Source organism: Streptococcus suis (genome assembly GCF_002960445.1).
GTDB lineage: Bacteria > Bacillota > Bacilli > Lactobacillales > Streptococcaceae > Streptococcus > Streptococcus hyiners.
Genome location: NZ_POJD01000170.1, coordinates 24,077 through 49,539, shown reverse-complemented (window position 1 = coordinate 49,539; position 25,463 = coordinate 24,077). Strand labels below are relative to the sequence as shown.

Genomic DNA, 25,463 nt, shown 5'->3' with positions numbered 1-25,463 from the left:
TTTCTTTGTTTTGATACAAAAAACCGTATAATTCTTGTATAGACGAATGTTCTATGTTAGAATAAACGAAAAGACTAGAATATTTTATGAAAGGCGAACATTCTCATGAAAACAGACCTTCTCTATTCAGGAAAAGCCAAAGACATCTACGCTACGGATGATAGTGACCAGATTGTTGCGGTCTATAAGGATCAGGTGACGGCTTTTAATGGTGGTAAGAAAGAACAGATTGTGGGTAAGGGCCGGATCAACAATCTGATTTCATCTTTGATTTTTGAAAAGTTGAATGAAGCTGGTGTCAAGACGCATTTTGTCAAGCGCTTGTCGGATACGGAGCAGTTGAATAAGAAGGTGGAGATCATTCCTCTTGAGGTGGTTTTGCGAAATGTGACAGCTGGATCTTTCTCAAAACGATTCGGTGTGGAGGAAGGTATCACATTAAGCACTCCAATCGTGGAATTTTACTATAAAAAAGATGAATTGGATGATCCTTTTATCAATGATGAACACATTGCCTTTCTAGAACTGGCTAGTCAGGATCAAATCGCCTATATCAAGGAAGAAACAAGACGAATCAATGGGTTCTTGAAGGACTTGTTTGCACAGATTGGGCTGACTTTGGTGGACTTCAAGCTAGAATTTGGGGTCGACTCGTCTGGTCAGATTTTATTGGCGGATGAGTTTTCGCCTGATAATTGTCGTTTGTGGGATGCGGATGGCAACCATATGGACAAGGATGTTTTCCGTCGGGGTCTCGGGGAGTTGACCGAGGTTTACGAGGTCGTATTGGCAAAATTACAAGAAGTTCAGTAAGGATTGGAAAAATGGCGAAGCGGATTTTTGTTGAGAAGAAGGCGGATTTTCAGATTAAGGCGGAGGCTCTTCGCAAGGAGTTGACCCATAATTTGCAGCTGACGAGTTTGACGAGTGTACGTCTGGTGCAGGTGTACGATGTTTTCAATCTTGAGGATGACTTGCTGGAGCAGGCAATCAAGCATATCTTTACCGAGCAGGTGACGGACAAGGTCTTGTCAGAAGCGGAACTGGGCTTGGAGGGGGCTACTTATTTTGCGATTGAGGCTCTTCCTGGGCAGTTCGATCAGCGGGCGGCCAGCAGTCAGGAGGCCCTTCTCTTGTTGGGCAGTCGTCAGGAGGTGCGTGTCAACACAGGTCAGCTCTATATCTTGAATGGCGATGTGCGGGAAGAAGAGTTAGCTGCTATCAAGAACTATTTGCTGAACCCTGTGGATTCGCGTTTTAAGGACTTGGATGCTCCTTTGGTGGCACAGGAGTTTTCGGTGTCAGATGCGACTATTCCAAGCTTGGACTTTTTTGATAGCTATGGGGCAGAGGAATTTGCGGCTTACAAGCGTGAGGCTGGCTTGGCTATGGAAGTGGAAGACTTGCTCTTCATTCAGGACTACTTCAAGTCAATCGGTCGAGTGCCAACTGAGACGGAGCTCAAGGTCTTGGATACCTATTGGAGTGATCACTGCCGTCATACGACTTTTGAAACAGAACTGAGATCTATTGATTTTTCAGCTTCAAAATTCCACAAGCAATTGCAGGCAACTTATGACAAGTACCTGGCTATGCGAACAGAGTTAGGTCGGACAGAAAAGCCTCAGACATTGATGGATATGGCGACAATTTTTGGTCGTTACGAGCGGGCCAACGGCCGGTTGGATGATATGGAAGTGTCAGATGAAATCAATGCCTGCTCGGTGGAGATCGAAGTGGATGTGGACGGCGTAAAAGAGCCATGGCTTCTCATGTTCAAGAATGAAACCCACAATCACCCAACAGAAATCGAGCCTTTGGGTGGAGCCGCAACCTGTATCGGTGGAGCCATTCGTGATCCTTTGTCAGGTCGTTCTTATGTTTATCAAGCCATGCGGATTTCAGGTGCGGGCGATATTACCCAACCTCTGACAGCAACTCGCTCAGGGAAATTGCCACAGCAAATCATTTCTAAAACAGCAGCACATGGTTATTCTTCATACGGTAACCAAATCGGTCTTGCGACCACCTATGTGCGTGAATATTTCCATCCAGGATTTGTCGCAAAACGTATGGAGTTGGGTGCCGTAGTCGGTGCAGCTCCAAAGGAAAATGTGGTCCGAGAAAAACCAGTCGCAGGCGATGTGGTCATCTTGTTAGGAGGCAAAACAGGTCGCGACGGTATCGGCGGGGCAACTGGCTCGTCCAAGGTACAGACAGTTGAGTCTGTCGAAACAGCTGGCGCGGAAGTCCAAAAAGGAAATGCCATTGAAGAACGCAAAATTCAGCGTTTGTTCCGCAATGGTGCCGTGACTCGCTTGATTAAAAAATCCAATGACTTTGGTGCAGGCGGTGTCTGCGTAGCAATCGGAGAATTGGCTGACGGTCTTGAAATTGATTTGGACAAGGTTCCACTCAAGTATGCAGGTTTGAACGGGACAGAAATTGCTATTTCGGAATCACAAGAGCGGATGAGTGTCGTTGTCCGTCCAGAGGACGTAGATGCTTTCATCGTAGCCTGCCGTCAGGAAAATATCCATGCGGTTGTCGTAGCTAAAGTCACTGAGAAACCAAACTTGGTCATGACCTGGAATGGACAAACCATTGTTGATTTAGAACGTTCCTTCCTAGATACCAATGGTGTGCGCGTAGTCGTTGATGCCAAGGTAGTTGACAGTCCTGTCAACTTGCCAGAAACACGTACAACATCTGTCGAAACGCTACAGGAGGACTTGAAAGACCTTCTATCAGACCTCAACCACGCCAGTCAGAAAGGTTTACAGACGATTTTTGACTCATCTGTTGGTCGTTCAACTGTCAACCACCCACTCGGAGGTCGCCACCAGTTGACTCCGACAGAAAGTTCGGTACAAAAGTTACCTGTCCAACACGGTGTGACGACAACGGCCTCTGTCATGGCTCAGGGCTATCATCCCTATCTGGCAGATTGGTCACCTTACCACGGGGCTGCCTATGCGGTCATTGAAGCGACAGCTCGTTTGGTGGCAACAGGCGCCAACTGGTCCAAGGCTCGCTTCTCCTATCAGGAGTATTTCCAGCGCATGGACAAGCAGGCAGAGCGTTTTGGTCAGCCAGTGGCAGCTCTACTCGGCTCTATCGAGGCTCAGATCCAGCTTGGCCTGCCTTCTATCGGTGGCAAGGATTCCATGTCTGGTACCTTTGAGGACTTGACAGTTCCGCCGACCCTGGTTGCCTTTGGTGTGACAACGGCAGACAGCCGTAAGGTCCTCTCACCTGAGTTCAAGGCGGCTGGCGAGCACATTTATTACCTACCAGGCCAAGCCTTGTCAGAAGACATTGATTTTGCCTTGATCAAGTCTAATTTTGAGACTTTTGAAAAATGGCAGAGCGCTTATGTGATTACGGCTGCTAGCGCAGTCAAGTATGGCGGTGTCTTAGAAAGTCTAGCCCTCATGTCCTTTGGTAACCAGTTTGGTGCAGAAATCGAGTTGGCGGAGCTTGAAACTAGTTTGACAGGCCAGCTCGGTGGCTTTGTCTTCACATCGAAAGAAAACATTCCAGATGCTGTGAAAATCGGTCAAACGACAACAGACTTTACACTGCTTGTCAATGGTGTCAACCTTGCTGGACAGGACTTGCAGGTAGCCTTTGAGGGTAAACTAGAAGAAGTTTACCCAACAGAATTTGAACAGGCGACTGACTTACAGGATGTTCCAGCAGTCACAGGTTCAGCGGTTATAAAAGCAAAAGAAGACGTTGAAGTACCTGTAGTTTACATTCCAGTCTTCCCAGGTACCAACTCAGAATACGACTCCGCCAAAGCCTTTGAACAGGCTGGTGCAAAAGTCAACCTTGTTCCATTTGTGACTTTGGATGCAGCAAGTATTGAACGGTCCGTTGACACCATGGTTGACAATATTGCCAAAGCCAATATTCTATTCTTTGCAGGTGGATTCTCGGCTGCAGATGAGCCAGACGGGTCTGCTAAGTTTATCGTGACTATCTTACGAAACGCCAAGGTCCGCTCTGCTATTGACAACTTTATCGAAAAAGGTGGCCTCATCATCGGTATCTGCAATGGCTTCCAGGCCCTTGTCAAATCAGGCTTGCTGCCGTATGGTAACTTTGAGGAGGCGGGTGAAACTAGTCCGACCCTCTTCTACAACGATGCCAACCAACACGTTGCTAAAATGGTGGAAACGCGGATTGCCAATGTCAACTCACCGTGGTTGGCAGGTGTCCAAGTCGGCGACATTCACGCTATTCCAGTTTCTCACGGGGAAGGAAAGTTTGTAGTGACGGACGAGGAATTCGCTATCTTGCGAGATAATGGTCAGATTTTCAGCCAATACGTTGACTTTGCAGGTCAGCCAAGCATGGATTCTAAGTACAATCCAAACGGTTCTAGCCATGCTATTGAGGGCATTACCAGTCGTAACGGACAAATCATCGGGAAAATGGGGCATTCGGAGCGTTACGAGGACGGTCTTTTCCAAAATATTCCAGGTAAGAAAGACCAAGGATTGTTTGTTTCAGCAGTTCGCTATTTTACAGGAAAATAACTATGACATACGAAGTTAAATCACTCAACGAAGAATGCGGTGTTTTCGGTATTTGGGGACATCCGCAGGCTGCTCAGGTAACCTATTTTGGTCTGCATAGCTTGCAGCACCGAGGACAAGAAGGAGCAGGGATTTTGGCCAATGATGGTGGGCATTTACGTCGCCATCGCGGAACAGGCCTGATTGCAGAAGTCTTTAAAAATCCAGCAGATTTAGAAGCCTTGACAGGAACGGCTGCTATTGGTCATGTCCGCTATGCAACTTCTGGCTCTGCTTCTATCAACAATATCCAGCCCTTCCTTTTTGACTTTGCAGATATGCAGGTGGGTTTGGCTCATAATGGGAACTTGACCAACGCGGTTAGCTTGAAGGCTGAACTGGAAAAAAATGGTTCTATTTTCTCTTCTTCTTCTGACACTGAAATTCTCATGCACTTGATTCGCCGCAGTCACAATCCAGACTTTATGGGAAAAATCAAGGAAGCTCTCAATACTGTTAAAGGTGGCTTTGCCTACTTGATTATGCTGGAAGACAAGCTGGTCGCAGCTCTGGATCCAAACGGTTTCCGTCCCCTATCAATTGGAAAGATGAAAAACGGAGCCTGGGTTGTTGCTAGCGAAACCTGCGCCTTTGAAGTAGTAGGTGCTGAGTGGGTTCGTGATGTGGAGCCTGGTGAGATTCTTATCATTGATGATAACGGTGTTCACTATGACCGCTATACGACCGATACTCAGCTAGCAGTTTGTTCTATGGAATATGTCTATTTTGCCCGACCGGACTCGGTTATTCACGGGGTCAATGTCCACACGGCTCGTAAAAATATGGGTCGTCGTTTGGCCCGGGAATTTCAACATGAAGCGGATATCGTGGTTGGTGTGCCAAACTCCTCCCTATCTGCGGCTATGGGATTTGCAGAGGAATCTGGTTTACCAAATGAAATGGGGCTGATTAAAAACCAATATACCCAACGGACATTTATTCAGCCGACCCAGGAATTGCGGGAGCAGGGTGTGCGCATGAAGTTGTCAGCTGTTTCAAGTGTTGTCAAAGGCAAGCGCGTGGTCATGATTGACGACTCTATTGTTCGCGGGACAACTAGCCGTCGCATTGTCCAGCTTCTTCGTGATGCAGGAGCAAAAGAAGTTCATGTGGCTATCGGTAGCCCAGAACTCAAGTACCCATGTTTCTATGGGATTGATATCCAGACCCGTCGGGAGCTGATTTCAGCCAATCACACCGCTGAGGAAGTCTGTGAGATTATTGGGGCAGACAGCCTGACCTACCTTTCTCTTGAAGGGATGATTGAGGCTATCGGTATCGATACTGATGCTCCCAAAGGTGGGCTTTGTGTGGCCTACTTTGACGGAGAATTTCCAACCCCTCTCTATGACTATGAGGAAGAATACCTCCGTAGCCTAGAAGAGAAAACGAGTTTCTACATTGAAAATGTCAAGTAAAGACAGAGGTGTCAACGTTACTTGACAGACCTGTAAACTGTTGAAAGGAATTAAAATGACAAATAAAAATGCTTATGCTCAATCGGGTGTTGACGTCGAAGCTGGCTACGAAGTGGTTGAGCGGATTAAGAAACACGTTGCTAGGACAGAACGCTTGGGCGTTATGGGAGCTCTCGGTGGCTTTGGTGGTATGTTTGATCTGACCAAACTGGATGTTAAAGAGCCAGTCTTGGTATCTGGGACAGACGGGGTGGGAACCAAGCTCATGCTAGCTATCCAGTACGACAAACATGATACCATTGGTCAGGATTGCGTAGCTATGTGTGTCAACGACATTATCGCTGCAGGTGCGGAGCCACTTTATTTCCTCGACTACATTGCGACAGGAAAAAATGAACCAGCCAAGCTAGAGCAGGTGGTTGCAGGTGTTGCGGAAGGCTGTGTCCAGGCTGGTTGTGGATTGATTGGCGGTGAAACGGCTGAAATGCCTGGTATGTACGGTGAGGATGACTATGACCTAGCTGGCTTTGCTGTCGGTATTGCGGAGAAGTCCCAGATTATAGACGGCAGTAAGGTCAAGGAAGGCGACATTCTTCTCGGCTTGGCCTCAAGCGGTATCCACTCCAACGGTTATTCCCTAGTCCGTCGTGTATTTGCGGATCTTGCTGGCGACGCTCTGTTGCCAGAGCTCAATGGCAGAGCTCTTAAGGAAGTCCTCCTAGAGCCTACCCGTATCTATGTCCAGCAGGTGTTGCCTCTGGTAAAAGCAGGGCTGGTCAACGGCATTGCCCATATCACAGGCGGTGGCTTTATTGAAAATATTCCCCGTATGTTTGCTGATAACCTTGCAGCTGAGATTGAAGAAAATAAGATTCCAGTCCTTCCAATCTTCACAGCCCTTGAAAAATATGGCAACATCAAACATGAAGAAATGTTTGAAATCTTCAATATGGGTATCGGAATGGTCCTGGCTGTCAGTCCAGAGAAGGTGGAGAAAGTCCGTGAATTGGTAGGTGAAGAAGTCTATGAAATCGGACGTATCATCGCCAAGGAAGATAAGAGTGTGGTCATCAAATGAAACGAATAGCTGTGTTTGCCAGCGGGTCTGGCTCTAATTTCCAAGTCATCGCAGAGCAGTTTGAAGTAGAATTCGTTTTTTCAGACCGCAGAAATGCCTATGTCTTGGAACGAGCTGAAAAACTCGGTGTGCCAGCATTTACTTTTGAATTAAAAGAATTTGCGGATAAGCAGGCTTACGAAGAAGCCCTCATCCAACTCTTAGACCAGCACCAGATTGACTTGGTGGTCTTGGCAGGCTATATGAAGATTGTGGGACCAACCCTGCTGGCTCAGTATGAAGGTCGGATTATCAATATCCACCCCGCCTACTTGCCAGAATTTCCAGGAGCCCATGGAATTGAAGACGCTTGGAATGCAGGTGTGGCAGGAAGTGGTGTGACAGTTCACTGGGTTGATAGCGGCGTTGACACAGGACAAATCATCAAACAAGTCCGAGTACCCCGATTGGCCGATGACACATTGGAAGCCTTTGAAGCAAGAATACATGAAGCGGAGTACCAACTCTATCCAGCAGTCTTGGAAGAGTTAGGGGCAATGAAAAAATAAGGAGAAATCATGACAAAACGCGCACTAATTAGCGTATCCGATAAGGCGGGCATTGTAGAATTTGCCCAAGAATTGACCAAGCTTGGCTGGGAAATTATCTCAACAGGAGGCACAAAAGTTGCCTTGGATCAGGCGGGAGTATCTACCATTGCCATTGACGATGTGACCGGTTTTCCTGAGATGATGGATGGTCGCGTCAAGACACTTCACCCCAAAATCCACGGGGGCTTGCTGGCTCGTCGGGATTTGGACAGCCATTTGCAATCAGCCAAGGACCATGAGATTAGCTTGATTGACTTGGTGGTGGTCAACCTTTACCCCTTCAAAGAGACTATTTTACGTCCAGATGTGACCTATGATTTGGCGGTGGAGAACATCGACATTGGCGGTCCGTCCATGCTTCGTTCAGCAGCTAAAAACCACGCCAGTGTGACAGTTGTGGTAGACCCGGCAGATTATCCAACAGTTTTAGGAGAAATAGCAGAGCAGGGGGAAACGAGCTATGCAACACGTCAGCGACTGGCTGCAAAGGTATTCCGCCATACCGCAGCTTATGATGCCCTAATAGCAGATTATTTTACCAAGCAAGTAGGCGAAGATAAGCCTGAAAAATTAACCATTACTTATGACCTCAATCAGCCTATGCGTTATGGAGAAAATCCACAACAGAATGCGGATTTCTACCAAAATGCCCTGCCAACAGCTTACTCGATTGCAGCTGCCAAGCAGTTAAATGGAAAGGAATTGTCCTTCAACAACATTCGTGATGCGGATGCGGCCATTCGGATTATCCGTGATTTTAAGGACCGTCCGACTGTTGTGGCTCTCAAACATATGAACCCTTGTGGTATCGGTCAGGCAGAGACTATTGAACAGGCTTGGGATTATGCTTATGAAGCTGACCCAGTATCGATTTTCGGAGGCATCGTCGTGCTGAACAGAGAAGTAGATGCTGCGACGGCTGAAAAGATGCACCCGATTTTCTTAGAAATCATCATCGCACCGAGCTACTCGGCAGAAGCGCTAGCGATTTTGACCAATAAAAAGAAAAATCTTCGGATTTTGGAATTGGCCTTTGACGCACAGGATGCCAGCGAAGTGGAAAAAGAGTTCACAGGCGTTGTCGGCGGGCTTTTGGTGCAGGATCAGGACGTGGTGGTGGAAAGCCCAGCGGACTGGCAGGTGGTGACCGAGCGTCAACCGTCCGAGCAAGAGTGGGCGGCTATGGAATTCGCTTGGAAGTCCTCCAAGTATGTCAAGTCCAACGGCATCATCATCACCAATGACAAGATGACCTTGGGCGTGGGGCCGGGACAAACCAACCGTGTGGCTTCCGTCCGCATCGCTATCGAGCAAGCCAAGGATCGTTTGGATGGAGCCGTATTGGCGTCAGATGCCTTCTTCCCATTTGCTGATAACGTGGAAGAAATCGCAGCGGCAGGCATCAAGGCTATCATTCAGCCAGGTGGCTCTGTCCGCGACCAAGACTCCATTGACATGGCCAACAAGTATGGTTTGACCATGGTCTTTACAGGAGTCAGACATTTTAGACATTGAGAAATTGGAATAAGAATAACACCCCAGCTGGAGAAGTTGGGGTGGTTTTTGGTATACTTGAAATATGAAAGAATTTAACCAAAGTAATTCAGAAAATAAATTAAGTAACTTTGCTCTATTTATCACTTTTTTGACTCTAGCATGGTCAGTTTATTTGTTCCCAGATATTATTGGAGATATTTCTGATAATATTCTTATTGCAAAAATACTATTAATAATAGGTGTGTTTTTTATTTCAACATTTGGGAACGAGAATAGTAAAGACTTGTATGAAAATCTTGGAGTTGGATTGGGATTCGTAATAATATGGTTAGCTTTTTATGCTGATTTACCTATGAATTGGTATTTCAGAATGCCATTTTTTATAATTTTTGGAATGTTTGGTTGTTTTGGAGTATATCAAGCAATTATTAGACAAAGCATTCAATTATATAATTTATATACTTCCAAAACACCTACAGATGATAAGACCCTACATTCCAAGAATCGCAAATTTATCGCAGGTAAATTTGTCATTCAACTTATAGAGGTCTTGGCTGCTTTAGCAACAATTTTACAGTTTATAGGTATCGAGTTATAACTGATTGGAAAAAGTTCACATTAATTACTTATTAATGTGAGCTTTTTCTATTCCCGAACTTTCTCCTATTTTCTCTATCAAAATCCGTCTGTTTTTGCTATACTGTTTATAGAAAATCCGTTTTTGAGGTGTAAAAAATGAAACTTTTGGTTGTTGGGTCTGGTGGTCGTGAACATGTTATCGCAAAAAAATTGTTAGAATCTAAACAGGTAGAACAGGTCTTTGTTGCTCCTGGAAATGACGGAATGACTTTAGATGGTATCGAGTTAGTAAATATCGGAATTTCCGAACATTCTGCCCTGATTAACTTTGCTAAGGAAAATGATATTGCATGGACTTTTGTTGGTCCAGATGATGCTCTGGCAGCAGGTATCGTTGATGATTTTGAACAGGCTGGGCTAAAGGCATTTGGTCCGAGTCGTCTCGCCGCGGAGCTAGAGTGGTCAAAAGAATTTGCTAAGCAAATCATGGTCAAATACGGCATTCCAACAGCAGCCTTTGGCACATTTTCCAACTTCGAAGAAGCCAAAGCCTACATCGAAGAGCAGGGTGCACCAATCGTGGTCAAGGCGGACGGCTTGGCACTGGGCAAGGGTGTAGTCGTGGCGGAAACCGTCGAGCAGGCGGTCGAAGCGGCACGGGAGATGCTCTTGGACAACAAGTTCGGTGACTCAGGTGCCCGCGTAGTCATCGAGGAGTTCTTGGCGGGTGAGGAGTTCTCCCTCTTTGCTCTGGTCAATGGCGACCAGTTTTACATTCTGCCGACAGCCCAGGACCACAAGCGTGCCTTTGACGGTGACCAAGGTCCCAACACGGGCGGTATGGGGGCTTACGCTCCTGTGCCTCACCTGCCTCAAAGCGTGGTGGACACAGCGGTTGACACCATTGTCAAGCCTATTCTTGCGGGCATGATTGCTGAAGAGCGACCTTATCTTGGCGTGCTCTATGCTGGTTTGATTCTGACCGACCAAGGTCCCAAGGTCATCGAGTTCAACGCCCGTTTTGGCGACCCAGAAACCCAGATTATCCTGCCTCGCCTGACCTCTGACTTTGCTCAGAACATCGATGACATCCTCCACAAACGCCCGACACAGCTGACTTGGCTGGATAGCGGTGTGACGCTGGGCGTGGTTGTGGCCTCAAACGGCTATCCTTTGGACTACGAAAAAGGTGTAGAGTTGCCAGCGAAGACTGAAGGCGACATCACGACCTACTATGCAGGGACTCGTTTTGCTGAAAATAGCAGAGCACTGCTCTCAAACGGCGGTCGGGTCTATATGTTAGTCACCACAGCAGACACCGTCCAAGAAGCCCAGGAAAAAATTTACTCGGAGCTGAAGAAACAAGATACGACAGGCCTCTTTTATCGGACAGATATTGGAGGAAAAGCAATTGGAAAATAAGCAGACCTGTGTCTTAGTCAGTGCCTGCTTGCTTGGAGAAAATTGCAAGTACAACGGCGGAAATAATTACAATCAAGCAGTTGTTGATGCTGTATCGGATAAGCAAGTTCTATCGGTTTGTCCAGAGGTTGCAGGCGGCCTTCCCACTCCAAGAGAGCCAGTCGAAATTGTGGACGGAAGTGTACGAGATGTGAGCGGAACATCTTATGACAAAGCATTTCAACAAGGCATTGCTAGAACGCTTGAAAGACTAGAAGGACAAGAGATAGAAATGGCCATTCTACAATCTAGAAGTCCGTCCTGTGGTGTCAAGCAGGTTTACGACGGCACCTTTTCAGGACAAAAAGTTGCAGGTAGCGGTTTATTTGCCCAAGCCTTGAAAGAAAGAGGCTATCAGGTAGTAGATGCAGAAGATATAAACGAGGTAACATCATGAAACCAATCATTTCCATCATCATGGGTTCTAGTTCCGACTGGAAAACCATGAAAAAAGCAGCCGATGTGCTGGACAAATTTGGCCTAGCCTATGAAAAGAAAGTGGTCTCTGCCCACCGCACCCCAGACCTCATGTTCCGTCACGCCGAGGAAGCGCGTGGCCGTGGCATCAAGGTTATTATCGCAGGAGCGGGCGGTGCGGCTCATTTGCCAGGTATGGTAGCAGCTAAGACAACCCTGCCTGTCATCGGTGTCCCAGTCCAATCCCGTGCCCTCAGCGGAGTGGATTCGCTCTATTCTATCGTGCAAATGCCGGGTGGTGTCCCTGTTGCGACTATGGCAATCGGTGAAGCAGGTGCCACCAACGCAGCCCTGACAGCTCTCCGCATTCTCTCCATTGAAGACCAAACCATTGCAGCTCAGCTGGCAGATTTTGCCAAGGAACAGGAAAAAATTGCGGAGGCGATGACAGATGACCTCATCTAAGACAATCGGAATTATCGGCGGCGGTCAGCTGGGTCAGATGATGGCTATTTCCGCTATTTACATGGGCCACAAGGTCATCACGCTAGATCCTGCAGCGGACTGTCCAGCTTCCAAGGTGAGCGAGGTTATCGTCGCTCCCTATCACGATGTGGCGGCCCTCAAACAGCTGGCGGAGCGGTGCCATGTCCTGACCTATGAGTTTGAAAATGTCGATGCCGACGGACTGGACGCGGTCATCAAGGACGGCCAGCTCCCTCAGGGAACAGACCTCCTTCGCATTTCCCAGAACCGCATTTTTGAGAAGGATTTTTTAGCAAAAAAAGCTGGCGTGCAAGTCGCCCCCTACAAAGTCGTCACATCTAGCCTAGACCTAGAAGGATTAGACCTCAGCAAAAACTACGTTTTGAAGACAGCCACTGGGGGCTATGATGGACATGGCCAGAAGGTCATTCGAGAAGAGGCGGACTTGGTAGAGGCTAGTCAGTTAGCTAACTCTGCCGAGTGTGTTTTGGAAGAATTTGTGAATTTCGACCTGGAAATCTCCGTCCTTGTGTCTGGCAATGGTTCCGACTACACCGTCTTTCCTGTGCAGGAAAATATCCACCGCAATAATATTCTTTACAAGACCATTGTGCCTGCCCGTATTTCAGATCAACTAGCTGAAAAAGCCAAAACCATGGCCCTGCAAATTGCAGATAAGCTCCATTTGGCAGGCACCCTCTGCGTTGAAATGTTTGTGGCAGGACAGGATATTCTGGTCAACGAAATCGCTCCTCGCCCACATAATTCAGGACATTATTCTATCGAAGCCTGTGATTTTTCACAGTTTGACACCCATATCCGAGGTATTTTAGGGCTGTCTTTGCCTCCTATCCGTCTGCTTTCTCCAGCAGTTATGATTAACGTTCTCGGACAAGACATGGAAGCAGCCCAAACCTTTCTTAAAGAAAACCCTACCGCCCATCCCCACTTTTATGGTAAACTAGAAGCGAAGCACAATCGCAAGATGGGACACGTGACGGTGTTGGGGGAAGATGTTGAAGTGGAGTTGTAGGAGGATGAGTTTTGACGAGATTATATATTATTGGTAATGGTTTTGATAGAGCTCATAACCTATCAACCGACTATAAAGAACATTTACGAAAAATACTCCAAGAAACTAATGAAGAACTCTATGACTTAGTAAATAATCTATTTTTTCAAAATGATATTGATATGTGGTCAGAGTTTGAGCAGAGGATAGGTGTTATTGATGATGCTTTCTTTAGTTCATTAGTAACAACAGCATCAGATAAATTACAAGAGTTTTTTGCTAATAATTCAGATCCATATGCATATGGTTATTCGATAGATGATGAAAATTATGGGAATACATTTACTGAGGTAGATAACGCAATTTACCAAGCTTCATCTGAGAAACCAGATATTGCTGATAGCTTTCCTTTAAATGATTTCTCCTGTATTCCAGAATTTTTGAGAGAGGGAATGGATGCAATGATAGTGAATGCCAATGAGGAATTAAACTCACCTGGTGTTTCGGTTATAGGAACATTTTCTCCCAATTCTTTTTTCTTAACATTTAACTATACTCAGACATTGGAACGTTTATATGGACTAAGTGACCAAATCATACTACATATTCATGGAGATGATGACAAAATTTGGGGTAATCAAGAAAAAGCAATTACGAATACTGAAGAAATTGAAATTAATATAAATTGCACCAATTGTTATTATGAGAGTGATACCGGCAAGGAATGGGATAGTGTAACTGAAGAATATTATCAATATCCAAGTAATTTATCGGAATTCGGTGCTGCAGTGAATTATAGTGAAGATGAAATAGAAGAAAGTATAATTGCTGTAAGGTCAAAAATAGAACAAATGAATGGAGAGTTAATAAAAGAACATCAGATTACACAATTAGAAAGTTTTCTTACCCAAATACCAAGAGTAGAGGAGATAATTGTTCTTGGTGTTTCAATTGGAGAGGTAGATGTTCCATATTTTGAACTTCTCAATAAACTTTATACAGATGCTAAATGGTATGTGTCATATTATTCACAGGGAGATTTAGTTTGTGATAATATTAAAAAACTATCATTTCAAGTAGAGTTAAAGGAATTTAGAATGCTATTTAATTAGATAGTAAGCATAGGTAGCGTTAATTAAATTTAAAAATAGGAGAAATTGAATGATCAATCGTTATTCCCGCCCAGAGATGGCGGCTATTTGGAGTGAAGAGAACAAGTACAAGGCTTGGTTGGAGGTTGAAATCCTCGCAGATGAGGCTTGGGCTGAGTTGGGTGAGATTCCCAAGGAAGATGTGGCCTTGATTCGTGAGAAGGCGACTTTTGACATCGACCGCATTTTAGAGATTGAAGAGGAAACCCGTCACGATGTGGTGGCTTTCACGCGTGCGGTTTCGGAAAGTCTTGGGGAGGAACGCAAGTGGGTCCACTACGGTCTGACATCGACCGACGTGGTGGATACGGCTTACGGCTACCTCTACAAGCAGGCCAACGACATCATCCGTCGTGACCTTGAAAACTTTACCAATATCATCGCTGACAAGGCTCGTGAGCATAAGTACACCATCATGATGGGGCGGACCCACGGTGTCCATGCGGAGCCAACGACCTTCGGTCTTAAATTGGCGACTTGGTATAGCGAAATGAAACGCAACATGGAGCGTTTTGATGTGGCTGCTAAGGGAGTTGAGGCTGGAAAAATTTCAGGTGCGGTTGGGAACTTTGCCAACATTCCTCCATTCGTCGAGGAGTACGTTTGTGGCAAATTAGGTATTCGTCCGCAGGAAATTTCGACCCAGGTCCTTCCTCGTGACCTTCACGCAGAATATTTCTCAGCCCTAGCCTTGATTGCAACGTCTATCGAGCGTATGGCGACAGAAATCCGTGGGCTACAAAAATCTGAACAACGTGAAGTCGAAGAGTATTTCGCCAAAGGCCAAAAAGGCAGCTCTGCTATGCCCCATAAACGCAACCCGATCGGCTCTGAAAACATGACCGGTCTGGCTCGTGTGGTGCGTGGTCACTTGGTGACGGCTTTTGAGAATGTGGCTCTCTGGCACGAACGTGATATTTCCCACTCGTCAGCGGAGCGGATTATCACGCCGGATACGACTATTCTTATCAACTATATGCTCAACCGTTTTGGCAATATCGTCAAGAACTTGACGGTCTTCCCTGAAAATATGAAACGTAATATGGAGTCAACCTTTGGCTTGATTTACAGTCAGCGTGTGATGCTCAGTTTGATTGAAAAAGGCATGACCCGTGAGGAAGCCTATGATTTGGTGCAACCAAAAACTGCGCAGTCATGGGACAATCAGGTGGACTTCAAGCCCCTTCTCGAAGCGGATGAGCGTGTGACTGCCAAACTTAGCCAGGAAGAAATCGATGAACTCTTCAACCCAGACTACTATGCTAAGCGGGTGGATGACATCTTTGAACGACTTGGATTATAAACATTCGGGACAACCAGCAAATGTTGGTTGTTTTTTGATAAAATTGACAAAAAATCCTTGACTCATCCCTAGGGGAATGGTGTATGCTAGGACTATCAAAACAGATGGAGGTTGCTTATGCAGGTCAAAGATGTGGAGAAGTTGACAGGCTTGTCAACCAAGGCTATACGCTTGTATGAGGAAAAGGGCTTGATTGAAGTGGCGAGAAATCCGCTCAACGATTACCGTAATTATTCAGAGGAAAATGTACGTCAGCTTCGCTTGATTAAGTTGCTCCGCTATTTTGAGTTTTCCCTAGCAGAGATTACGGCCCTCCTAGCCTTGCCAGAGGAGGATTTGCAGTCAGCCTTGCGTGAGAAAAAGCAGGGAATCAGCCAGCAAGCAGAAGAATTGACAGACAAGGTTGATTTGCTGGACCAGGTGGTCAGAGATTTGGGCAAGAAAGAGGATTGGTTGGAAGAAGCACAGGAATCCATTGCCTTTGTGGAAAGTGGTGAATTTCAAGACTTCAAACAAGATTTAGAAGATGCCTTGCTACCAAGTATTTGGATGACTCTTTTGCAGACCTTGATGCTATCAGGTCCGATTCTCTGGCTGTTTACCCGAATCCAACAAGGTCGTCAGGAAAATCTTTTCCTATTAGCAGTGGTGTCCCTATTGGCCACCATTTGGATCACGCTTCTCTGGCGAGACTACCTCGTGACCTGGTGGAAACATCGAGACAAGATCCGCCAGAAAAACCGCAGTCAGGCCTGGTGGATTCCGATAGGTCTCATCTCCCTCGTAGGTGGGATTGCCTACTTTGTTCTTGTCGGCTGGTTGACCGAAAGATTTTTCCTACCAAGCGATTGGCTCTTCTATGAGTATTCGACTGGTCTGGGTAAGGTTGCTATATTTTTTATCATGGCTTTTCTCGTTTTTCTTTTGGGAAAACTGGCGAGGCTGGTGAAGTTATCTTGGAAATATGGCTTGGGTCTGGCAGGTTCTTGTATCCTATTGACCGCTCTGCTGATTTCTACCACAACAGCCGTGACCAAAGACCAGATTATCGACATCAATCTGCTGGCTCCATCCAAGGACTATCTTTACAGTGATGTCAAGTCTGTCTGGACAGGCTTTGGGACCAAGCTAGTGACAGTGAACAGGGCTGAAAAGCAAGGGGAATTTAGCTATCAAATTCAACTGGATGGGAAAAAGATTGTGTTTATGCAACCAGCTGTTAATCAGAACTTGATCCCTGACGATACCTATATCGAGTTAGAGGAGTTTGATCGGCAGTTGATGAGCCTGGAAATTCCCAAAGAAAGTTCAACAGAAGGCAGTCAGTACAACGATTTAGATTCGCACTATCTAAAACGATTTTTGCGAATAGTGGAAAATAAATAAAATGAATTCTGTTTTAGTTTCCCTTAAGTTTGGCGCGCTATACTCTATTCAAGCTAGAAATAGCTAACTTCCTTTTCACCTAAAGGTGTCCCTAGCTCTAAGTCGCAAGCGACAAGAGCTAGGTATCATATAATCTCCTGGAAATACTGGACTCATTGAGTCTGGTATTTTCTTTTTATGCTATAATGGTTTCATGACTAGAATTTTAGACATGGAACAAATGCAGGACGAAGAGTACGTTGAGCGTACCCTGCGTCCACAGAAATTAAATGAATACATCGGTCAGGACAAGGTCAAGGACCAGCTCAAAATCTTTATCGCGGCGGCCAAGCTCCGTGATGAAGCCTTGGACCATACCCTTCTGTTTGGTCCTCCGGGTCTGGGTAAGACAACCATGGCCTTTGTCATCGCCAACGAACTGGGCGTTAATATCAAGCAGACCAGTGGGCCAGTTATTGAAAAAGCAGGTGACTTGGTGGCCCTTCTCAATGACCTGGAGCCTGGCGACGTCCTCTTTATCGATGAAATCCACCGTATGCCCATGGCGGTCGAGGAAATTCTCTACTCAGCCATGGAAGACTTCTACATCGACATCATGATTGGGGCTGGGGAGGCCAGCCGCTCCGTGCATTTGGAGTTGCCGCCTTTTACCCTGATTGGAGCGACCACTCGTGCGGGGATGCTATCCAATCCTCTGCGGGCCCGTTTTGGTATCACTGGTCACATGGAATACTACGAACTGGCTGATTTGACGGAGATTGTCGAGCGGACAGCGGACATCTTTGACATGGAGATTACCCATGAAGCAGCGATCGAGCTGGCCCGTCGTTCTCGTGGAACCCCACGTATCGCCAACCGCCTGCTCAAGCGGGTGCGGGATTTCGCACAGATTATGGGGGACGGCCTGATTGACGATAGCATTACGGACAAGGCTCTGACTATGCTGGATGTGGACCGTGAGGGGCTGGATTATGTGGATCAGAAGATTCTCCGCACTATGATTGAGATGTATGGCGGCGGTCCTGTCGGCCTCAACACCCTGTCGGTCAATATTGCCGAGGAGCGTGAGACGGTGGAGGACATGTACGAACCCTACCTGATTCAGCAGGGCTTCCTTATGCGGACACGGACGGGGAGGGTTGCGACAGCCAAGGCCTACGAGCACTTGGGTTATCCCTATACGGAAAAATAATGGCAGAGCAGATGAGAAAGCTATGATTGCATTTCGAGTTTGGTCTAGACTAGGAATGGAGATAAGATGAAACCGACATTTATTTGGGATTTGGATGGAACGCTCTTGGATTCTTATGAGGCGATATTGGCTGGAATTCAAGAAACCTATGAACAATACAAACTTCCTTTTGACCGTGAGGAAGTCAAACAATTTATACTGCTCTATTCTGTCAAGGATTTGCTGGTGCGTGATGCAGACAGATACGGTCTGGATAGTGATGAACTCAATCGCGTGCGTGCGACTTCCTTGAAGGAGAAAAATACGCAGATTCCCTTGATGGCTGGTGCGCGTGAAATTCTGGACTGGACAGCAGAGAAAGGAATTCAAAATTTCGTTTATACACACAAGAGTGACAATGCTTTTCAGGTGTTGGAGGATTTGGGCGTCCGTCACCATTTCACAGAAATCTTGACCAGCGATTCTGGTTTTGCTCGTAAGCCTAGTCCAGAAGCTCTGCTATTTCTCATCGAAAAATACGGACTGGACAAAGAAAATACCTACTATATCGGGGATCGTATGCTCGATGTAGAAACGGCTGTCAACGCAGGGATACATAGTATCAACCTGCAAATTGATGGTTTGGATAAAAATTGGAAGATTGAACATTTGGTGGATATTAAGAAAAAGTTTGAAGTATAGATATAGTTTAAAACTATTGCAAGTCATGAAAATATTCAATTAGTCATCTATAGCTAATTTTGATACACTAGGGATGTGAAATAAAAATAGCGAGGTGAGTTATGAACGATAAAGAATTTGGACAACGTGTACGTCAACTTCGAGAAACCGCTAGTCTGACACGTGAACAGTTTTGCGATGACGAACTTGAGCTCTCCGTCCGCCAATTAACCCGTATCGAAGCAGGTACTTCTAAGCCGACTTTTTCAAAAATCCAATATATCGCAACCCGCTTAGGCAAGGGGCTCTACGAGCTTATGCCAGATTATGTGTCCTTGCCAGAAAGATACTCCAAGTTGAAATTTGATGTTCTCCGTACACCGACTTATGGAAACGAGGAATTAGTTGAAAAACGTGATGCTATCATGACGGAAATCTATGATGACTATTATGATGACTTGCCTGAGGAGGAGAAAATAGCGATTGATGCCATTCAATCCCGAATTGACACCTTAGAGTCAGGGACAGCAGGCTTCGGGAAAGAGATACTGGAAGATTACTTTGAACAAATTTTTCGAAAACAAAAGTACGAAGTGAATGATTTACTGATTATTAGGCTCCAGCTTGAATACGTTAGATTGTCCAGTAGTGACTCAGAAATATTTAAACAGTTTTTGATAATTATAGAACATTTACATGGACAAATTGATATTATCAGTTCGAGTGATCTATTTGTTTTACGAGACACATTGTTATCTTGTGTAAATATTTTGGGAGGCAAAAAGTACTATGAACCAATACCAAAAATATTCGACACTGTAGATAAAATTATACAGTCAACGCAAGATTTTCAGAAAAAGCCTATTGTTAGTGTGTTGAAATGGAAGTACGCACTTTTTGTAAATAAGGATAGAGGTGAGGCTGAAAAACATTACCTAGATGCGATGCTATTTGCAAAATTGATAGAAAACAGAGAGTTAGAACAGAAGATTGAAGAAGATTGGAAAGTTGACAATCAATAAAGTGACATTTTTGTCCTGTTGAAGGACAGAAAAAACTATTATACTAAACTCATAAAGATTAAAGGAGATTAGTGATATGTTTAACTTTTTGAAATTTTTTGGTCGTCTTGGTGGTAACTGGGGGACTTGGGTTGAAGAATAATATTATCAAAAGCCAACATCTGTTAGGCTTTTTTGCTATACTAGACAATATATAGGAGGTGGCTATGTTAGAAAATTGGTTAAACACCAAACAAGGTCAGGTATTTCATTACAAGATGGAAAAGATAGAGTATGCCCTGGAACTGCTGGGCAGTCCCCAGTTTGCTGTTCCAGTCATTCATGTGGCTGGAACCAATGGCAAGGGGTCGACCATTGCTTTTTTGCGTCAGCTATTTCAGGCCCATGGCTTGCGTGTCGGTAGTTTTGTATCTCCCCACATGGTGAGCGTGCACGACAGGATTTGTATTGACAGTCAGCCCATCTCCGACCACGATTTTCAGCACTATTTACAGAAAGTCTACGACTTGGAGCAGGAAGTTGCCGCACGCTATGAGCCTTTCCGCTATTTTGAGGTCATGGTACTCATTATGTTCCTCTATTTCAAGGACCAACAGCCTGATTTGGCACTAGTAGAGGTGGGTATCGGCGGACTTTTGGATACGACCAACGTCGTGGCACCAACCCTAAGCCTTATCACCTCCATCGGCATGGACCATCAAGATTTACTAGGATCGACTTTAGGGGAAATAGCAGAGCAGAAAGCAGGGATTATCAAGGAAAACGTGCCTGTCGTCCTTGGACCACTTTCTTCAGAAACCACAGTCATCTGTCGCCGAATTGCCCTTGAAAAACAAGCTCCAGTCTACCAATTTGGTCAGGAATTCACATATAAAGCAGGACAGTTCAGCAATGCGGACTTGGAACTGTCAGAATTGGTTCTAGGCTTGGCTGGTCAGCACCAAGAAGAAAATGCGGCCGTTGCCTTGCAAACTTTTTTGCTTTATATGGCAAGAATTCAACAAGCGATTTTTCCTCAGGTCATCAAAAATGCCCTTGCTCAAACCAGCTGGGCTGGTCGTTTGGAATTGGTCGTTCAAAAGCCAAAAATCTATTTGGACGGTGCTCATAATGTTCCTGCTATCGAACGCTTGATTGACTTTATTCAGGAGCAAGACGAACCTGTCACTATTCTCTTTTCTGCCCTTCGACGCAAGGATTTTCAAGAAATGCTTGGATTATTGGAAGAAAAGTTACCGCATACTCCCCTTGTATTAACCAGCTTTGCCTATGATGGTGCCTTGTCGGAGGAAAATCGTCAAGGTCGAGAATATGTTGAAAATTACCAGCAATTTATAGAAGACTGGCAATCGGCTGGACAAGGTATACTGATTATTACTGGTTCCCTTTACTTTATCTCAGAAGTACGTCAGATTTTTAAAAAATGAGTAGTTTTTTCGAATAAATAGGTATGACACATGCAGAAAAAGTAGCCTTTTTAAAAGAATTCCAAGAGAACAAACGCCATACCTTTCGACAATTGGAGCATTTTGCGAAAATTTCTAGAACTCCCGATAGGAAATGACATCGGGAGTGCTTTTTGATATAATAAAAAAAGTACATTCAAGGAGGAGAACATGACAGAATTAGATGCAGTTGCTCGTGAAGTATCTCATCAACCTCGGCGCCGTCGAAGAGCAAGGCGTTCGCAGGGTTATCAGCTGAGTGAAGATTTTAAGGCCAGGATGCCCAAAACAAAGATTTGGCCGGCTCTCGTTTGGAGTTTAGTACTGAGCCTTGTGAGCGTAGCCAATCCTTTTCTAACCTTTTTAGCGACGAATGAGCAGACACAGCATTTGTATGCCGGAATGGCTATGATGGCTGGTCAGAATCCCTACGGAGATTTCTTCGCAACAAACGGCGTTTTATATTACTTACTAGCCTGGTTAGGTCATATTGATGGAGGATTTATTGTATTTGATTTTCTCCAAATGATTGCGCTGTTTATCGCAGGAGTTTATTTCTATAAAATCATGGTCTATTTTAGTCAGTCAGAACGATTGGCGACTAGTTCAAGTCATTGGTTTTATATTTTTATTGCTTCTTTAGGATTTGGTGGCTTATATGCAGAAATCTTTGCGCTTCCCTTTGTTTTGGCAAGTCTTTGGTTCCTAGTCCGATATTTTGCAAATGCTGTGGGTGATGAGGCCTTTATCCTGTATGGAATTGAGGCAGCCTTGGCCTTTCTGATTTATCCAAAGAGCCTGTTATTATGGTTGCTAGCTGGTTTCGTATTGTTTGTTTTTAACACGCAACAACGACAAATGGCTCGTGGGCTCTATCAACTATTGGCAAGTATATTTGGTCTTTTATTAGTCTTGTATCTAGTTGGCTACTATGCCTTTGAAGCGCAGATACTTGGTACAGCCATTCAGCAAACCTTTCTTTACAATTTAAACTTAGGCTTCCAGTATGCAGGTTTGTATGTGACACTGGCAGTTGTAGCTGGGTTTTTGTTGCTATCTGGTTTTTTCAAGGGATTTATCCAGACGGTATCTTCCTTCGGTCAAGGTCGGTATACTCATATCAAGGTTCTAATCCTGCTCGTTTTTGTAGCTCAGCTGGTGTTTATCATTGGAACCCCAAATGGTCATTATAGCCAACTGCTTAGTCTATTGCCTTATGGTTTTGTGATGACTGTTCTTCATTTGGGTGCTGATTTAGAAGCTGAGGAACGAGGCTATCTCAGTCGTCACTTTTTCCTGCCTCTTGTCATAGCTTTTGGAATGGTCGCACAACCAGCCTATACTTATTTTGTAGAGGGGGATTTGGTCACGGATCGTGCAAGCATTGCTAGTTATGTTGGGCAAGAAACGACTAAGACGGATAAGATTTACGTTTGGGATAATAGCGCTAGTATCTATCTGGATAGCCAGCGTCTGTCATCCGCCACCATTATCTCAGCGGAGCCTTATCTGACTACGACTGGTAATCAAAATAGCTTGCTATATGACCTCAATAAAAATGAGGCAAGTCTGGTGATTGTTAATAAGAACATCCCACTATTAGATGATGTAAAAGCAAATTTAGAGCTGCAGTATAAACCTGTCAAAACGACCGATTACTTTATTGTCTATCAAAAGAATGAATGATTGCTCAGGCAGTCATTTTTTCATGGACTTAGAAACAAAGGGATGTGTGGTATAATGGAGGAATAAGTAAACGGGAAAAGAATGTCTAAAGGAATGTAGGAAAAGATATGTCACAAATTATCGAATTGCCAGAAATTTTAGCCAACCAGATTGCAGCAGGTGAGGTGATTGAGCGACCGGCCAGTGTGGTTAAGGAGTTGGTGGAGAACTCGATTGATGCAGGCGCCAGCCAGATAGAAATTCGTATCGAAGAAGCTGGGCTAAAAACTATTCAAATTACGGACAACGGCGAAGGTATTGCCCCTGACCAAGTAGCTTTGGCTTTGCGTCGTCATGCCACCAGTAAGATAAAAAATCAGGCAGACCTGTTCCGCATTCGGACCTTGGGTTTCCGCGGTGAAGCCCTGCCCTCCATCGCCTCTGTCAGTCAAATGGTGATTGAAACGGCTACAGCCAACCATGCCCACGGCTTGCGTCTGGTTTCCAAGGGTGGAGTGGTTGAGTTAGAGGAGCCGATTAGTCGACCAGTTGGTACCCAGATGACAGTTTCAGATTTGTTCTACAACACCCCTGCCCGTCTTAAGTATGTTCGCAGTCAGCAGGCTGAACTATCGCATATTGCTGATATTATCAACAGGCTGAGCCTGGCCCATCCTGAAATCGCCTTTAGCCTGGTCAACGAAGGGCGAGAATTGATGCGTACGGCAGGAACGGGCAAGCTTCGTCAAGCTATTTCAGGGATTTACGGTATCGCGTCCGCCAAAAAAATGGTGGAAATTGAGGCTGAGGACTTGGATTTTCAGGTTTCTGGCTATGTTTCCTTGCCAGAATTGACCCGTGCCAACCGCAACTACATTTCCATTTTCATCAATGGACGTTATATCAAGAACTTTCTGCTCAACCGTGCCATTTTGGAAGGTTACGGTAGTAAGCTCATGGTAGGGCGTTTTCCGCTGGCGGTGATTTCTATTGAGATTGACCCCTATCTGGCCGATGTCAATGTCCACCCGACCAAGCAAGAAGTCCGCATTTCCAAGGAAAAGGAACTCATGAGCCTGATCCGTGAAGCTATTATCAAGGCACTCAAGGAACAGGACCTTATTCCTGATGCCCTGGAAAATCTGGCCCAGTCTAGTACGCGTACCAAGGTCAAAGCAGAGCAGGTCACCTTGCCACTCAAGGAAAGCAAGCTCTACTATGACACTGTTAAGCAGGATTTTTTCCTCAAACCAGAGGTGGTTTCAGAAGACATCAAGCCTTTGGAGGAAGACAAGAACCTGACAGAGATGACAAGTCAAGTTGACAAGTCTGTCACTATCAAGTTTGCCCAACGGCAGACAGAAATTACTGATGACCTTGACCACCCAAATCTAACTAGTAAGGAACTTGCTAAGGTGGCAGACAAACTAGACCAAGAAGAAACCTCAACCTTTCCAGAATTGGAATATTTTGGACAGATGCACGGAACCTATCTTTTTGCACAGGGGAAAACAGGGCTTTATATCATCGACCAGCACGCTGCACAGGAGCGGGTCAAATACGAATATTATCGTGAGAAAATTGGTCAGGTAGATAACTCCGCCCAGCAACTCTTGGTGCCTTATATCTTTGAATTCCCTCAAAATGATGCCCTCAATCTTGCGCATAAAATGGATGCCCTCCGTCAAGTTGGTGTCAACTTGGAAGAGTACGGTGTCAACCAATTCATCTTACGTGAGCACCCTATCTGGATGAAGGAAGAGGAGATTGAGGCTGGTATTTACGAGATGTGTGATATGCTACTTCTAACAGACCAGGTGTCCATCAAGCAGTATCGGGCAGAGTTGGCTATTATGATGTCCTGCAAGCGTTCGATTAAGGCCAATCATGCTTTGGATGATTATTCGGCGCGTGATTTATTGAGACAATTGTCTTACTGCCAAAATCCCTATAACTGCCCGCACGGCCGACCAGTTTTGGTGCATTTTAGCAAATCGGATATGGAAAAAATGTTTAGACGCATTCAGGAAAATCACACGAGTTTACGTGAGTTGGGGAAGTATTAAGGATTTTAACACCCCTGTAAAAGCATTTGGACTAGCTATTTTTACCGCCAGCTTGTAAAGTAAAGGAGGAAACATGACCAATCTTGGACAGCTCATTCACATGGAGCGAACAAAACGACAGGAATCGCAAGAAACCTTGGCAAAAGCAATCGGAGTGTCACGGCAAACAGTCTTAAACTGGGAAAAAGGTCGCACCTTACCTGATAGTGCCAGTCTAGTCGGTATTGCTCAACGTTATCATCTCTCTTTTGACCAGTTAATTGGCTTACAAGTTAAGGCTAAGAAAAGGCGGGTCTGGATAAATTACCTGCTTCTCCTAATCCTATTCGGTCTAGGTATCTTTGTCGGTGGCAATGCCACTCTCTTGCTTCCCTTCCTCATCGTTTTTCTCCTCATCGGTTTCATTATCCAAGAATTCATGTTGACCAAATCTTTATAAAGCGAGGTCATCG

Annotated in this window: 21 protein-coding genes; all 21 read left to right on the top strand. The window is 45.3% G+C overall.

The window, feature by feature from the left end; genetic code table 11:
- The first annotated feature begins 105 nt into the window (after positions 1-105).
- The 21 genes from purC to C1G53_RS07115 all read left to right on the top strand — a co-directional run bounded on the left by purC (position 106) and on the right by C1G53_RS07115 (position 25,450).
- Positions 106-813, top strand: coding sequence for a phosphoribosylaminoimidazolesuccinocarboxamide synthase (gene purC / locus C1G53_RS07215; RefSeq protein WP_105118219.1), 708 nt, complete (start codon positions 106-108; stop codon positions 811-813).
- Positions 814-824: 11 nt separating this feature from the next.
- Positions 825-4,544, top strand: coding sequence for a phosphoribosylformylglycinamidine synthase (locus tag C1G53_RS07210; protein WP_105118218.1), 3,720 nt, complete (start codon positions 825-827; stop codon positions 4,542-4,544).
- Positions 4,545-4,546: 2 nt separating this feature from the next.
- Positions 4,547-6,001: an amidophosphoribosyltransferase gene (purF, locus tag C1G53_RS07205; protein WP_105118217.1), complete on the top strand. Its 1,455-nt coding sequence runs from the start codon at positions 4,547-4,549 to the stop codon at positions 5,999-6,001.
- Between the two features lie 55 nt (positions 6,002-6,056).
- Positions 6,057-7,079: a phosphoribosylformylglycinamidine cyclo-ligase gene (gene purM, locus C1G53_RS07200; RefSeq protein ID WP_105118216.1), complete on the top strand. Its 1,023-nt coding sequence runs from the start codon at positions 6,057-6,059 to the stop codon at positions 7,077-7,079.
- On the top strand, positions 7,076-7,627 hold the full coding sequence (gene purN, locus C1G53_RS13165) for a phosphoribosylglycinamide formyltransferase (protein WP_192873111.1): 552 nt from the start codon (positions 7,076-7,078) through the stop codon (positions 7,625-7,627). The genes purM and purN overlap by 4 nt, the downstream gene beginning before the upstream one ends.
- Positions 7,628-7,636: 9 nt before the next feature.
- Complete coding sequence (gene purH / locus C1G53_RS07195; protein WP_192873110.1) at positions 7,637-9,184, top strand: bifunctional phosphoribosylaminoimidazolecarboxamide formyltransferase/IMP cyclohydrolase; 1,548 nt, start codon at positions 7,637-7,639, stop codon at positions 9,182-9,184.
- A gap of 64 nt (positions 9,185-9,248) precedes the next feature.
- Positions 9,249-9,764: a hypothetical protein gene (locus C1G53_RS07190; RefSeq protein WP_105118215.1), complete on the top strand. Its 516-nt coding sequence runs from the start codon at positions 9,249-9,251 to the stop codon at positions 9,762-9,764.
- Positions 9,765-9,901: 137 nt separating this feature from the next.
- The gene (gene purD / locus C1G53_RS07185) at positions 9,902-11,167 is read left to right on the top strand and encodes a phosphoribosylamine--glycine ligase (RefSeq protein WP_105118214.1); all 1,266 of its coding nucleotides are present in this window, start codon (positions 9,902-9,904) and stop codon (positions 11,165-11,167) included.
- Positions 11,157-11,603, top strand: coding sequence for a DUF523 domain-containing protein (locus C1G53_RS07180; protein WP_024379957.1), 447 nt, complete (start codon positions 11,157-11,159; stop codon positions 11,601-11,603). The genes purD and C1G53_RS07180 overlap by 11 nt, the downstream gene beginning before the upstream one ends.
- Positions 11,600-12,088 (top strand): 5-(carboxyamino)imidazole ribonucleotide mutase, encoded by a 489-nt coding sequence (gene purE / locus C1G53_RS07175; RefSeq protein WP_105118213.1) that lies wholly within the window; start codon positions 11,600-11,602, stop codon positions 12,086-12,088. Before C1G53_RS07180 ends, purE begins: the two co-directional genes overlap by 4 nt.
- Positions 12,075-13,142, top strand: coding sequence for a 5-(carboxyamino)imidazole ribonucleotide synthase (purK, locus tag C1G53_RS07170; protein WP_105118212.1), 1,068 nt, complete (start codon positions 12,075-12,077; stop codon positions 13,140-13,142). Before purE ends, purK begins: the two co-directional genes overlap by 14 nt.
- Before the next feature lie 11 nt (positions 13,143-13,153).
- The gene (locus C1G53_RS07165) at positions 13,154-14,233 is read left to right on the top strand and encodes an AbiH family protein (protein ID WP_105118211.1); all 1,080 of its coding nucleotides are present in this window, start codon (positions 13,154-13,156) and stop codon (positions 14,231-14,233) included.
- Positions 14,234-14,282: 49 nt separating this feature from the next.
- Positions 14,283-15,575 carry an adenylosuccinate lyase gene (gene purB / locus C1G53_RS07160; RefSeq protein ID WP_024377044.1) on the top strand — a complete coding sequence of 431 codons (1,293 nt, stop codon included), beginning with the start codon at positions 14,283-14,285 and terminating at the stop codon, positions 15,573-15,575.
- A gap of 117 nt (positions 15,576-15,692) precedes the next feature.
- The gene (locus tag C1G53_RS07155; RefSeq protein WP_105118210.1) at positions 15,693-16,961 is read left to right on the top strand and encodes a MerR family transcriptional regulator; all 1,269 of its coding nucleotides are present in this window, start codon (positions 15,693-15,695) and stop codon (positions 16,959-16,961) included.
- A 193-nt stretch (positions 16,962-17,154) separates the two neighbouring features.
- Complete coding sequence (ruvB, locus tag C1G53_RS07150; protein ID WP_105118209.1) at positions 17,155-18,153, top strand: Holliday junction branch migration DNA helicase RuvB; 999 nt, start codon at positions 17,155-17,157, stop codon at positions 18,151-18,153.
- Positions 18,154-18,219: 66 nt separating this feature from the next.
- Positions 18,220-18,834, top strand: a complete 615-nt coding sequence (locus tag C1G53_RS07145) for an HAD-IA family hydrolase (protein WP_105118208.1) — start codon at positions 18,220-18,222, stop codon at positions 18,832-18,834.
- A 101-nt stretch (positions 18,835-18,935) separates the two neighbouring features.
- Positions 18,936-19,835 carry a helix-turn-helix domain-containing protein gene (locus C1G53_RS07140; protein WP_105118207.1) on the top strand — a complete coding sequence of 300 codons (900 nt, stop codon included), beginning with the start codon at positions 18,936-18,938 and terminating at the stop codon, positions 19,833-19,835.
- A gap of 206 nt (positions 19,836-20,041) precedes the next feature.
- Entirely contained in the window at positions 20,042-21,262 is a 1,221-nt protein-coding gene (locus tag C1G53_RS07135; RefSeq protein ID WP_105118206.1) for a bifunctional folylpolyglutamate synthase/dihydrofolate synthase, read from the top strand.
- 189 nt (positions 21,263-21,451) lie between these two features.
- Positions 21,452-22,966: a quinol oxidase gene (locus tag C1G53_RS07125; RefSeq protein ID WP_105118204.1), complete on the top strand. Its 1,515-nt coding sequence runs from the start codon at positions 21,452-21,454 to the stop codon at positions 22,964-22,966.
- A 107-nt stretch (positions 22,967-23,073) separates the two neighbouring features.
- Complete coding sequence (gene mutL / locus C1G53_RS07120; RefSeq protein ID WP_105118203.1) at positions 23,074-25,011, top strand: DNA mismatch repair endonuclease MutL; 1,938 nt, start codon at positions 23,074-23,076, stop codon at positions 25,009-25,011.
- Between the two features lie 73 nt (positions 25,012-25,084).
- Positions 25,085-25,450: a helix-turn-helix domain-containing protein gene (locus C1G53_RS07115; protein WP_105118202.1), complete on the top strand. Its 366-nt coding sequence runs from the start codon at positions 25,085-25,087 to the stop codon at positions 25,448-25,450.
- Positions 25,451-25,463 lie beyond the last annotated feature (13 nt).